The sequence below is a fragment of the bacterium genome, assembly GCA_024228115.1.
In the GTDB taxonomy this organism is placed as follows: domain Bacteria; phylum Myxococcota_A; class UBA9160; order UBA9160; family UBA6930.
Window position 1 is genome coordinate 1 of the sequence record JAAETT010000576.1, and the last position, 11,820, is coordinate 11,820.

General features: G+C 65.5%; 13 protein-coding genes and 1 pseudogene. 11 read left to right on the forward strand and 3 right to left on the reverse strand.

From position 1 onward, the window contains the following. Window positions 1-257: 257 nt before the first annotated feature. A complete protein-coding gene (locus GY937_23870; GenBank protein ID MCP5059753.1) occupies window positions 258-854 on the forward strand; it encodes a hypothetical protein in 597 nt (198 codons plus the stop codon). 63 nt (window positions 855-917) lie between these two features. Here the strand turns inward: GY937_23870 and GY937_23875 are convergent, their stop codons facing one another. Then, complete coding sequence (locus GY937_23875; protein MCP5059754.1) at window positions 918-1,757, reverse strand: alpha/beta hydrolase; 840 nt, start codon at window positions 1,755-1,757, stop codon at window positions 918-920. Window positions 1,758-1,772: 15 nt separating this feature from the next. Beyond that, window positions 1,773-3,335, reverse strand: a complete 1,563-nt coding sequence (locus GY937_23880; protein ID MCP5059755.1) for an AMP-binding protein — start codon at window positions 3,333-3,335, stop codon at window positions 1,773-1,775. Between the two features lie 391 nt (window positions 3,336-3,726). Here GY937_23880 and GY937_23885 point away from each other — a divergent pair, with 391 nt between their 5' ends. The 10 genes and pseudogenes from GY937_23885 (at window position 3,727) to GY937_23930 (ending at window position 11,388) form a co-directional block, all read left to right on the forward strand. Continuing rightward, the gene (locus tag GY937_23885) at window positions 3,727-4,845 is read left to right on the forward strand and encodes a cytochrome P450 (GenBank protein MCP5059756.1); all 1,119 of its coding nucleotides are present in this window, start codon (window positions 3,727-3,729) and stop codon (window positions 4,843-4,845) included. A 34-nt stretch (window positions 4,846-4,879) separates the two neighbouring features. After that, complete coding sequence (locus GY937_23890) at window positions 4,880-5,860, forward strand: hypothetical protein (protein ID MCP5059757.1); 981 nt, start codon at window positions 4,880-4,882, stop codon at window positions 5,858-5,860. An 18-nt stretch (window positions 5,861-5,878) separates the two neighbouring features. After that, entirely contained in the window at window positions 5,879-6,043 is a 165-nt protein-coding gene (locus GY937_23895; GenBank protein ID MCP5059758.1) for a hypothetical protein, read from the forward strand. 52 nt (window positions 6,044-6,095) lie between these two features. Next, window positions 6,096-6,966 (forward strand): annotated as a pseudogene (locus GY937_23900) (hypothetical protein). Further along, window positions 6,963-8,015, forward strand: a complete 1,053-nt coding sequence (locus GY937_23905) for an LLM class F420-dependent oxidoreductase (GenBank protein ID MCP5059759.1) — start codon at window positions 6,963-6,965, stop codon at window positions 8,013-8,015. Before GY937_23900 ends, GY937_23905 begins: the two are co-directional and overlap by 4 nt. Continuing rightward, window positions 8,012-8,818: a hypothetical protein gene (locus GY937_23910; GenBank protein MCP5059760.1), complete on the forward strand. Its 807-nt coding sequence runs from the start codon at window positions 8,012-8,014 to the stop codon at window positions 8,816-8,818. Before GY937_23905 ends, GY937_23910 begins: the two co-directional genes overlap by 4 nt. 14 nt (window positions 8,819-8,832) lie before the next feature. Next, window positions 8,833-9,135, forward strand: coding sequence for a hypothetical protein (locus GY937_23915; protein MCP5059761.1), 303 nt, complete (start codon window positions 8,833-8,835; stop codon window positions 9,133-9,135). A 34-nt stretch (window positions 9,136-9,169) separates the two neighbouring features. Next, a complete protein-coding gene (locus GY937_23920; GenBank protein MCP5059762.1) occupies window positions 9,170-9,904 on the forward strand; it encodes a FadR family transcriptional regulator in 735 nt (244 codons plus the stop codon). Between the two features lie 186 nt (window positions 9,905-10,090). Then, window positions 10,091-10,855 carry an SDR family oxidoreductase gene (locus GY937_23925; protein ID MCP5059763.1) on the forward strand — a complete coding sequence of 255 codons (765 nt, stop codon included), beginning with the start codon at window positions 10,091-10,093 and terminating at the stop codon, window positions 10,853-10,855. 125 nt (window positions 10,856-10,980) lie between these two features. After that, window positions 10,981-11,388 (forward strand): hypothetical protein, encoded by a 408-nt coding sequence (locus GY937_23930; protein MCP5059764.1) that lies wholly within the window; start codon window positions 10,981-10,983, stop codon window positions 11,386-11,388. Window positions 11,389-11,413: 25 nt separating this feature from the next. Here GY937_23930 and GY937_23935 read toward each other — a convergent pair whose 3' ends face one another. Continuing rightward, window positions 11,414-11,680, reverse strand: coding sequence for a hypothetical protein (locus GY937_23935; GenBank protein MCP5059765.1), 267 nt, complete (start codon window positions 11,678-11,680; stop codon window positions 11,414-11,416). Window positions 11,681-11,820 lie beyond the last annotated feature (140 nt).

The following is an 11,820-nucleotide window of genomic DNA, read 5'->3' on the forward strand; positions in this document are numbered from 1 at the left end:
CTCCGGTCGAGCCGGGAGGGCGTTCGCCCTGGGTCAAGGACCTTTCGACCCGGAAGATCTGAATCGGAATCCGGAACGGCGGACTGCGTCGCCCCCCGGCCAAATGATCAGATTTCTACGCTTCTGAGTGAGCGTCTACAGCCCAAACCAGGCTCGTAGAGCTTCGCGGCGCCAGGCCCCAGCTACCTGCTCTCGAAGAGCGACCCGCGGACTACGCCGGCTTTGCCGAATGTGGGCGCTGTGGCTCGCTCCTGCGGGTGCTGGAGGATCGCCGCCACGCCTACTGGTCCTATCGCTGCTACCACTCCGCCCGCAAGGCGTGTGACTTCGGCCAGATCTCGCGGACAAAGATCGATGAAGCCGCCAATGCAGCGCTCGAACGCGTCCTCGGGGACCTGGACACGCTCTGCCACCTCATCGAAGAGAGCCGTCGCGAGGAAGACCAGACGGCTACGACGCGCCCCCGGGAAGCAGCCCGCCGAATCGCAGAGCTTCAAAACCGGAGGCGGCGAGTCGTGGATGCTTTCGAAGCAACCGTGATCGACCTGCGGGAGCTTCGGCGGCGAACCGAAGCTATTGACGCCGAAATCCGCTCGCTGGAGGCCCTCACCATCGCGTCCGACGCGATCGAGATCGACTCCGACGCAGTAGCAGCGCTCGTGGATGTGTTCTCGTCCTGGCGGGACTTGCGGCGCGACGAAAAGCGCAGACTTCTCAAGGCCTTCGGCATACGCGTGGCAATCGACCGAATCGGACGCGGCAAGCGATCCCTTGCCCGGGTCGCCCGCGTCCGGGTCGGATTACTGCGGGATGTGGTCCTTTACAAGGAGATGAAGAGATTGGGGAGAGAGTGAGGCTGCGCCTCACGAACGACGGCGAATCGGATCGGGCCAGGGCGGCGTTGCGAGCGGGGCGCGTCACCCTGCGTGCTCTGAGAGATGCTCGAGCAACAGGGGGGTCAACCGCTCCGGGGCCGCTTGCAGGGCGGGCTGATGGACATCCTCGACGATCTCGCAGCGGTAGGGGCCCTTCACCCACCTCGCGTTGGCCTCGACCGAAGCGTTTGCGACGTTCTGCGATCCAGTGGGCCAGATGAAGAGCGTTGGCATCGGCACCGGATCGAGACGTTCCTTGAACCACAACGGGATGGCGCGGTAGTAGTTGTAGACGGCGCGGAGCGCTTCGTCGCTATCGAGCGCCTTCCGATAGGGCTCGCTCTCCTCGGGCGACACGCCCTGGGTGGCCAACATCGCTTCGAACATGTTCCGCTCGTTGCCCTCCCGGGCGGACTCGCGGATGTAGTCGAACTTCGCGCCCTGCCCCTCCGCGCTCGTTCCAGTCTTCGACCGGCCCTCGGCGAGGGCCCCGGGGTGGGGGATGTTGATGCAGACCAGTGTCGCGACGCGATCCGGGTGCCTCGCGGCGAGCCACCAGGCCATCGTCGCGCCGATGCTCGTCCCCATCAGATGGAAGGGGCGCCCCGCCTGACCGATTGTGTCGGCGATCTCGAGGACGTCCTGCGCATACTCCTTCAGGTGGTAGGCCCGGACGCCCTCCGGCCTGGCGCCCGGGCAGAACCCGCGCAGGTCGGGCGCCACGGTACGAAAACCCATCTCGGCCATGGCGGGGATCTGGTGGTGCCATTCCCAACGGTTGCGGGGCAGGCCGTGGAGCAGGAGCAGCAGGGGGCCATCTTCCGGCCCGGCAGCCAGGGCCTGGAAGGTCATGCCTCGTGCCCCGATTTCGATTTCTTTCATTGTGACGCTCCGCGCTCAGACGATCCGGCTGTCCTTGTTGCCCCAGTAGCGGTCCTTCAGGATCCGCTTGTAGAGCTTGCCCGTAGGCAAGCGCGGAAGTTCGGCCTCGAAGTCGATCGAGCGCGGGCACTTGTAGGCGGCGAGGCGCTCCCGCGCAAAGGCCATCAGCTCTTCTACCAAAGGCTCGTCTGCATCTACGCCCGCAACGAGCTGGACGACGGCCTTCACTTCTTCTCCGAATTCCGGGTGCGGCACGCCGACTACAGCGACGTCCTCCACCTTGGGGTGCATGATCAGCTCGTTCTCGATCTCCTGGGGATAGATGTTGACGCCCCCTGAGATGATCATGAACGACGCTCGATCCGTGAGGAAGAGGAAGCCGTCGTCGTCGACATAGCCGACGTCGCCGAGTGCGGTCCAGCCGGGGTGCTTCGGGTGCTGTGCGCTGCGCGTCTTCTCGGCGTCGTTGTGGTACTCGAAGGGCGCTTTGTCGCGTTCGAAGTAGACGATCCCGGGCTCGCCGGCCGGGAGTTCGTCGCCGTTCTCGTCGCAAATGCGGAGGGTCCCCATCACCGCGCGACCGACGGTGCCCGGATGCGCGAGCCAGTCCTCGGGCCCGACGTAGGTCAGGCCGTTCAGCTCGGTTCCGCCGTAGTACTCGTGCAGGATTGGGCCCCACCAGTCGAACATCTGTTCCTTCACCTTCCGCGGGCAGGGGGCCGCGGCGTGGATCGCCACGCGGTGCGTAGAGAGTTCGAAGCCGGCGCGCTCCTCCTCCGGAAGCTTCAGCATCCGCGTGAACATCGTCGGGACCCATTGGCTGTGGGTGACCGCGTGCTTCTCCATGGCCTGAAAGGCCTCGATGGGATCGAAGCGATCCAGCATGACCACCGTGCCACCGAGGGATTGCACGGACGAGCAGAATCCGATCGGCGCCGAGTGGTACATGGGCGCCGGCGAGAGATAGACCGTGTCTTCATCGACCTGGAAGAGCGTCTTCAACACGGGGTTCATCGCCAGACCACGGGAGACCGGCCGATTCGACAACGGTCGTGTGATCCCCTTCGGCCGCCCTGTGGTCCCCGAGCTGTAGAGCATGAACTCGCCGAGGGGCTCTTCTTCGAGGGGCTCCGCAGAGAACTCTTGGATGGCCGCCTCGTAGGCCTCGAAACGATCCGTTGCGCCTTCGGGCGCGCCGTCGACCACGAGGAAGCGCCGGCAGCCGGGTGCGTACCCCGGGATCTCGGCCGCCACCTCGTGCAGCGCACGCGAGGAGACCAGCACCTGCGCGCCGCAATCGCTCACGATGTAGCCGGCTTCTGGCCCGGTCAGGTAGCGATTCACCGTCGTGAGATAGAGGCCGGACCGGAACGTGGCCCAGAAGACCTCGAAGTACCGAAGGTGGTTCTCGAGGAAGACCGCCACGTGGTCGCCGCGGCGCAGCCCCTCGGCCCAGAAGAGCTGGGCCAGTTGGTTCGAACGAGCGTCCAGCTCGCCGTAGGTGAGTACCTCCCCCGTGCGAGCCTGGATGGCCGCGGCCTTCTCCGGGCAGGTCGTGGCGTGATGTCCCGGGTACATGAACCTCCTTCCGCGGGGGCCGCTTTGCGGATTCCCTAAACCATGATACTAGTTTACCGCCGCGCGGGACAACCGATCGACCGCAGGAGGACTGGCCCCACATGGAGGGGCTGAAGCACCCGCGAGACATCCTGGAGGAGCTCAACGGAATCGCAGCCACCGATCAGAAGAAGATCCACTATTCGAACGTGGCGACGCTGAATGAGCGGTGCCCTCTCTGAGGGCCCGGCTGCCTGGGAGAAGACCACATGACCAACGTCAATGGACTCGATCTCATCTCACCGCGCGCCTACGGCGAACGTGCATTCCCCATGACCAATGGACCGAGCTTCGCCAGCTCGATCATCTGCACTTCTGCGAACCCCCTGCCTTCGACTCCTTCTACCCCGTCGTGCACCACGAGCACATCTGCGAGATCTCCAAACAGCCCGAGCTGTTCTTGAACCGCTTCGGCATCGTCTTGGAGAGCAGCGAGCAGAAGATCATCCTCGAAAGCAACCAGGGTGTCGCGGCAATGCGCGTGATCATCGGGATGGACCCGCCCGAGCATCGCGAGTTCCGCAAGGTTGCCGTACCCGCGTTCACGCCGCGAGGCGTCAAGCGCTTCGACCCCGTGGTACAGGAGAGCGCGCGCAATCTGGTGGACCAACTGGTCGAGAAGGCCAGCGGGGGTGACGGCGAGTGCGAGTTCGCGAACGACATCGCCGCCGCGCACCCGCTTCGCGTGCTCTCGACGATCCTTGGTGTACCCCGAGAGATGGAGCCCCAGATCCTCAGGCTCACCAACGAGCTCTTTGGCGCGGACGATCAGGACCTTCGGCGCGAGGGCGAAGACCGGCTCAAGGCGGTCGAGGAGCTGGGGAAGGAGTTCTTCCTGTTGTTCAGCGGGATCATCCAGGATCGGCGCGAGAACCCGCGGGACGATCTGGCGAGCCTGCTTGCCAACGGTCAGGTGAATGGCGAGCCCATGGGCCTGATGGAGACCCTCGGCTACTACCTGATCACCTTCTCGGCCGGACACGACACCACCAAGAATGCACTGGCCGGTGGAATTTGCGCCTTGGCACGGAACCCTGGCGAGTTCGAGAAGCTCAAGCGCAATCCAGAGCTGATCCCCAGCGCCGTCGAAGAGATCGTGCGTTGGACCTCGCCGGTCAACTACATGAAACGGGTTGTGGCGGAGGATCTCGACTTCCACGGCCAGCAACTCCGCAAGGGCGACAACCTCGTGCTCTTCTACGGTTCCGCGAATCGCGACGAAAAGGTCTTCGAAGACCCGTTCACCTTCCGCGTCGACCGCAAGCCGAATCCACACCTCGGGTTCGGAATCGGCGAGCACTTCTGCCTCGGCTCCCACCTGGCACGCGCGTCGCAGCGCGCGCTCTTGCACGAACTCGTCGGCCGGATCGAATCGCTCGAGCTCGCTGGGGAGCCGGAGCAGATCCAGTCCAGCTTTGTGGTGGGTCTGAAGAAGCTGCCGCTTCGCTATCGGGCGAGCCGGGCTGCATAGGGCGACGCGAGCCGTCCAGAAGGAGAATGCGACGATGCCCCCGAACTCCACAGTCGAGCTGAATACGGAGACGACGCTGACGGACGAGGTGATCGAGAAGCTCGTCGCGAACGTCGAAAGCTCAGTCGAGGCTCCGCTCAAGCGGCAATGGCATAGCGAGGCTGGCCTCGACCCGATCCGGCACTGGGCCTGGGGGATCGGCGACGACAATCCTCTCTGGAGCGAGCCCGAGTACGCCGCGAAGACCGGGTACGGGGCGAACCTCGCACCGCCCTCCTTCTTCTACAGCTGCAATCAGGGCCCGAATCACTTTCGGAGCGAGCCTTCGCGCGGAGAGGGGCTGCCCGGGCTCCATGCCGTGTGGGCGTGGGACCGATGGGAGTGGCCCCGTCCGACGCTTCGCAATACTCCGGTCCACACGACCAAGCAGACGACGCAGGCCAACGTTCGCCCGAGTCGGTTCGGCGGCGGTCGATCCGTCGAGGTCGTCACGCGGTACACCTTTCGTGATGATCACGGTGAGACGCTCGCGACCTACGACGTCGCGTATGTCCACTACGGACGAAACCTCGCGGCTTCGAAGGGGAGCAAGCACGAGCCGATCCAGCGGCAGGTGTGGAGCGACGACGATCTGGCGCGGCTCACGGCTGACGTGGAACGGGAGTGTCGCCGCGGCGCGGACGATCTCATCTGGGACGAGGTGTGCGTCGGTGAGGAGATCGGGACGGTCGTGAAGGGCCCCTTGAGCGTCACCGAGACGGTCGCCTTCGTGACGGGTTGGGGTGGTCCTTTCATCATGGCTTCGGAACTCATCCATCGCTACATCCGCGATCATCCGCGGGCCAATGCGCCGGATCGCTACATGCGGATCCCGGAGTTCCCTGAACGTGCGCATTGGGATGGCGACTGGGCGAGGGAGTGTGGCTTCCCGGATGCCTATGACTTCGGCGGCCAGCGATTCGCGTGGCTGATGCACGGAGTGACGGACTGGATGGGTGACAACGCACATCTATAGAAGTTCGAGGGAAAACTGTTGGGCCTGAACATCATCGGCGACGCGACCTGGTGCACGGGTTCCGTCAGTGACAAGTACGTCGACGAGGCTGGGCGACGCTGCGTCGAGCTGAAGCTGAAGGGCACGAATCAGCGGGATCAGGTGACGGTCGTGGCGACGGCCGTCGTGGTGGCGCCGTCGTGAGCGTTTGTTGAGCTCCGGCATTCAGACGAAGTCGATCGAGCAAGGAGATCTCATGTCCGACGATGGTTCCTACGAGCACATTCTCTTCGCCGTCGAAGACGGCGTGGCGACCATCACCCTCAACCGCCCGGAACGGATGAACGCCTTCACCTTTCCACTCGGCGCGGAGCTGGAGCGCGCCTACGCGCGCTGCGACGAGGACGATGCGGTTCGTGCTGTCATCCTCACCGGCGCCGGGAAGGCCTTCTGTGCGGGCGCGGACATGGGGGGCGGCGGGAAGACGTTCGATGACGTGGAAGGCGGAAGAAGCGGCGCGCGGTCCGGTGCCCGGGTGCGCCGCCTCCAGGCATGGCAGGTACGAAAGCCCGTCGTCGCGGCGATCAACGGCCATGCCGTCGGCGTGGGGCTCACCCTCGCGATGCAGTGCGACCTCCGGATCGTCGCCCGTGAGGCGAAGCTCGCGTTCGCCTTCGTGCGGCCGCGGCATCATCCCCGAACTCGGCTCCCACGCGATCCTGCCCCGTGTCATCGGGTTCTCTCGGGCCGCGGACCTCCTGCTCTCCGGGCGAACCTTCCGCGGCGAGGAGGCAGCAGCGCTAGGCGTAGCCTCAGAGGCCCACCCTGCCGAAGAGGTCTTGCCCCGTGCACGGGAGTGGGCGCAAGATGTCGCTGCGAACGCGGCGCCGGTCTCGATCGCCATTGCGAAGCGGCTCCTTTGGGAGGGCGTCACCGAGATGCCGGCCGAAACGATGGCCAAGGAGAAGCCGCTTCTTGCCTGGATCGGCAAGCAGCCCGACGCCGCCGAGGGCGTCCGTTCCTTCCTCGAGCGCCGGCCGCCCGAGTGGAAGCTTCGTGCCAGCACCGACCTGCCGGATTGGCCCGCAGATCGGCCCGCAGATTCGCCCGGGAAAGACGAACGATGAAGCTCGGTCTGATGCTCGGATACTCCGGCGCGGAGATGACCCTCCCCGTCGAGCTGGTGCAGCGCGCGGAAGAGCTCGGGTTCGACTCGGTCTGGACGGCTGAAGCCTACGGCTCCGACGCCACCTCGCCCCTCGCCTACCTGGCCGCCGTGACGAAACGAATTCGGCTCGGCACGGCGATCATGCAGCTCGCCGGGCGAACCCCCGCCATGGCCGCCATGCAGGCCGCCACCATCGACGCCCTCGCCGGCGGCGATCGCTTCGTCGCCGGGCTCGGCGTGAGCGGGCCCCAGATCGTCGAAGGCTGGTACGGCCAGCCCTGGGGCAAACCCTATTGGCGAATCCGCGACTACGTCTCGATCATGCGCAAGATCCTCGAACGCGAGGCGCCTGTTACTCACGAGGGCAAGGAGATCTCGCTTCCCTATACGGGTGACGGCGCGATGGGGATCGGCAAACCACTCAAGTCCATCCTCCACATGAACCCGAAGATCCCGATCTGGCTCGGCACGGGCAGCGAGAGCAATGTGCGGCTCACGGCAGAGATCGCCGACGGCTGGTTCCCGATGGCCTTCGTCCCGGGGATGATGGACCTCTACACGCCCTGGTTGGAGGAGGGCTTCCGCCGCGCGGGCGGAGGAAAGAGCCTGGCCGACTTCGAGATCCAACCCATGATCTCGGTGAACGTCACCGACGACATCGCGGCCGCCCTGGCACGCATGAAACCCGGCATCGCCCTCTACGTGGGCGGCATGGGCCATCGCGACACGAACTTCCACAACGACATGATGGTGCGCCGCGGCTACCCCGAAGCGGCACAGAAGATCCAGGAGCTGTATCTCGCCGGCCGCAAGCACGAGGCGATCCTTGCCGTCCCGGACGAATACTGCGACGAGTCCGCGCTAGTCGGCCCGGCCCAGCGCATCCGCGATCGCTACAAGGATTGGGAGAACTCCGGGGCGACGGGTCTGACCCTCGCGAGCCTTCAGCCCGAGGGGATGGAGCTGATGGCCGAACTCTCGGGAAGCCGCGACCGGAGGAAAGCATGACCGAACCCACTACAGAAGCGGAGCCGGTGCTCCTCGAAGAAACAAGCGGTCACGTCCGCATCTTGACGCTGAACCGTCCTGCGAAGAAGAACGCCCTCTCGGGCGATCTCATCGACGCCATCAATGAAGGCTTCGCGTCGGCCGCCGCCGACGACGACGTCCGGGTCGTCGGCCTCACCGGCGCGGGGGACGCATTCTGTTCCGGCGCAGACCTCGCTCCCAAGCCCGCGGCGGCTCGATCTCCGCGTCGCGAGAACACGGCGGACCATGTCATCCAGTTGGTGCGCGGCATTCGCGTCGATTGCGAGAAGCCGGTCGTGGCGGGCATCGGCGGCATCGCGATCGGCGCGGGCCTCTCGCTCGCGCTCTGTGCCGACATGCGGATCGCCAGCTCGAACGCTCGCGTCCACCCGGGCTACGCGCGCGCGGGCAGTTCGCCCGACTGCGGGCTCTCCTTCACCCTGCCTCAGGCCATCGGACACGAGCGCGCGATGCGCTTCCTGCTCGAGCCGAAGATGCACGCTGCCGACGAGGCGCTCGCCCTCGGCCTGGTGGGCGAAGTGGTCCCCGCGGATGACTTCGATGAAGCGTTCCGCGTCTACTGCCACAAGATCGCAGAGGTCGCCCCACTCGCATCGCGGCAGACCAAGCGCCTGGTGACGCGGGCCGGCCTGATCGCAGACCTCAAGGGCCATCTGCGCGACGAGCTCGATCTCGCCCGACACGCTCTTTCCAGCGAGGACGGCCGAGAGGCGGTCAAGGCGATCTTCGAGAAACGCAAGCCCAAGTTCACCGGGCGCTAGAGGACGGCATCCCCATGGACTACGAGCAGATCCGCTATGAGGTCGAGGGCCTGGCCGACCGCTTCAGCCTGATCGATCCCGACCTGCTCGCCGCCAACAAGCGCATCACCAACCTGGCGCTCGAGCTGATGGGCGCCAAGACGCTACAGGGGCTGGCTGGCGAGAACGACGTGCGCGACTACGGACAGAACATCAAGGTGCACGGCCTCAAGGAGACGCTTTGCAAGCGCGACCAGCCGTTCGGCGAAGGCTTTGCCCGTGCGGACGAGCCCGAGGGGCGCAGCGACTCCGTCCGCGCGATGCGCGAGCAACGATGACTCCTCTCGAATCCGCCTGGACGGGATCGACCGCATGAGTGGAAAGCGGACCGAGGAGCGCGCCGCCGTCCGAATCGCCCGGAAGATCGTGGGGGAAATCCGGCGGAGGCGCCTGCGTCCGGGCACCCAGCTCGACGCCGAGCACCGAATGGTGGACGAGTTCGGCGTTTCCCGCGCCACCGTCCGAGAGGCGCTGCGCTTCCTCGAACTCCAGGGTGCCCTGCGGATCAAGGCCGGCGTGGGCGGCGGCCCCGTCGTGAGCGTGCCTGGTGCTGACCATCTCGCGAGCGTGCTCTCGCTCCACCTCCAGTTCGCCGACGCCTCCTTCAGCTCGGTCGTCGATGCACGCCGCTCGATCTATCCGGTGCTGGCGGGCCAGGCTGCGGAGAACGCGAGCCGCGAAGACGTCGCCACACTGCAGGAGGGCATTTCGCGGATGAACGCGGGCATTCGCGACCCGGACCACTTCCGAGAGGAGGCCCGCCGGTTCATGAGTCTCCTGGCCAGCGCGTCGGGCAACCCTGTCCTCGCACTCCTGGTGGACGCGCTCCACCGCATGTCGGGCGATGCGGGCGCCAGCTGGGACGAGAAGCAGCGGCGCTCGGCACTCCGCAGCTACGGGAGGGTCGTTCGCAAGATCGCGGACAGGGATGCGGACGAAGCCCGTTCGATCATGGACAAGTCGCTGGCCGCCGGAACGCGCCAATGGCAGCGGATGGCTCCCGACGAGCTGAAGGAACCGGTCGCCTGGATCGATTCGGATCGTTGAGCGCCCGAGGAGCTTCCGCAGGACCCATGCCAACACCTCGATTCATGCAGGCCCCCACCCGCTACGCGGACGTCGCGTTCGTCTCGAAGCACGCGGAGCGACAGGAATCCAATTTCATCAGCGGCATCACGCGTTTGCCGCTAAACCTCGCCTGAGGCCCAAGCACACTCGACCGAAGGAGACACGATGTCGTTCGCAGACCAGGTAGTGTTCGTTACGGGAGGCGGCAGTGGCATGGGGCGGCTCGCCGCGCAACGCATGGCCGATGCCGGGGCAAAGGTCGCCGCCGTCGATGTCAACGAGATGGGGCTGGCTGAAACCGGTGAGGGACGCGAGGGCATCCACACATGGCGCCTCGATGTCACCGACAACCAGGCGGTGCTCGCCACGGTGAAGGAGGTGGAGGAACGCCTCGGCCCGATCGACCGCGTCTACAACGCAGCCGCCATCATGCCGACCGGGCTCCTGATGGAGCAGGACACCGAAACCATCATCCGCATCATGGACGTCGACTACAACGGTCTGGTCCACGTCGCCAAGGCGATCCTGCCGGGGATGCTCGAGCGCGGGCGGGGCGACCTGATCAACTTCGCCTCGATCGCGGGCTGGGGCCCCACCCTTCACTTCGGGGCGTACAACGCGGCAAAGTTCGCGGTGGTCGCCTTCAGCGAGGTGCTCTACCACGAGAACCGCGGCAAGGGCGTGCGCATCATCGCCGTCTGCCCGCCGCCGGTGGCCACCCCGTTGCTCGATCAGGCGACCTCGAAGCCCAAGGTCCTCGAGATGGGCAAGCCGATCCCGCCGGGCCAGGTGCTCGACGCGATCGAGCGAGATCTCGCGAAGGGCAAGCCCTTCTGCTTCCCGACGGCCCAGACGAAGTTCACGCAGATCCTGCGGCGCCTCGCACCGGGACTCGTGTGGTCGATGGTACATCGGGTCGAGGGCCGGTAGCCGATGACCCGATCGACCCCCCCGGCCTCCGACGGCGCGCTTCTCTTCAACAAGCGGGGCGGGGTCGCGACGCTGACCCTCAATCGGCCCGACGCCCGGAACACCCTGACTGTCATGGAGTCGAGATGAGAGCTGACCACGAACTGCTGCTGAGAAATTTCGAGAGGCTGGTGGAACACGAGGTGGAACTCGCTCACAGGGTCTACGAGCTGCTCTTCCGAGACCATCCCGAGCTGGAGAGTCTCTTCACGGGGCGAATATCCCCGGCCGGCATCCAGATGGTTCGCGAGACGCTCATGTACGCGATCGACCGCGTGAACGGGGAGAGCTGGGTGGAGGCCAACTTGGCATCCCTCGGTGCCAAGCACGTCCACTACGAAGTCACGGAGGAGATGTACGACTGGGTCATCGAAGCGATGCTGACGGCCATGGCGGACTTCTCGGGCGCAGAGTGGACGGCGGAGCTCGCAGCGAGCTGGCGAGAGCAATTCTGGCACCTCGCCGACCTGATGATCGCGGAACTCCCCGCATGAATTGTCCAGGGCCGGGAAACCCGCCCTACCGGGTCAACGCCACGACCGCGATGTCGGCGTTGAGGTTCGGGTTCTCGGTGATTTCCCTACCCGAGTTCGAGTCGACATAGATCGCCTCGAGGATGCGGATGTTCAGCTCGTTGCAAAGTTCCTGGAAGTCGAGGATCGAGGGGAAGCGACGGTTTGGCGTGTCGTGCCACTCATGGGCGTAGAGCCCTTCTTCCTTGGGCAGGCGGCCCTCCTTCATGAACATCTCGCGCAGGGGTGCGTGGGCGAAGTTGAGGAAACTCACGAGGGGATGTCCCGTCCGCTGTTGATCTTCTCTGAGCGGCGGCTCCGGTTTGAATCCTAGGCGACGCGCTTTGCAGTCGCCTCTTCGCTGGTTTCGGACACGGTGAGAGCTCGGACGAGCTTCTCGATGTCGCGCCACCC

Bases quoted from the DNA above. Each gene is read 5' to 3' on its own strand.
- GY937_23930 (MCP5059764.1), top strand. From the start codon at position 10,981: ATGAGAGCTGACCACGAACTGCTGCTGAGAAATTTCGAGAGGCTGGTG.
- GY937_23925 (MCP5059763.1), top strand. From the start codon at position 10,091: ATGTCGTTCGCAGACCAGGTAGTGTTCGTTACGGGAGGCGGCAGTGGC.
- GY937_23890 (MCP5059757.1), top strand. From the start codon at position 4,880: ATGCCCCCGAACTCCACAGTCGAGCTGAATACGGAGACGACGCTGACG.
- GY937_23915 (MCP5059761.1), top strand. From the start codon at position 8,833: ATGGACTACGAGCAGATCCGCTATGAGGTCGAGGGCCTGGCCGACCGC.
- GY937_23880 (MCP5059755.1), bottom strand. From the start codon at position 3,335: ATGTACCCGGGACATCACGCCACGACCTGCCCGGAGAAGGCCGCGGCC.
- GY937_23875 (MCP5059754.1), bottom strand. From the start codon at position 1,757: ATGAAAGAAATCGAAATCGGGGCACGAGGCATGACCTTCCAGGCCCTG.
- GY937_23910 (MCP5059760.1), top strand. From the start codon at position 8,012: ATGACCGAACCCACTACAGAAGCGGAGCCGGTGCTCCTCGAAGAAACA.
- GY937_23920 (MCP5059762.1), top strand. From the start codon at position 9,170: ATGAGTGGAAAGCGGACCGAGGAGCGCGCCGCCGTCCGAATCGCCCGG.
- GY937_23905 (MCP5059759.1), top strand. From the start codon at position 6,963: ATGAAGCTCGGTCTGATGCTCGGATACTCCGGCGCGGAGATGACCCTC.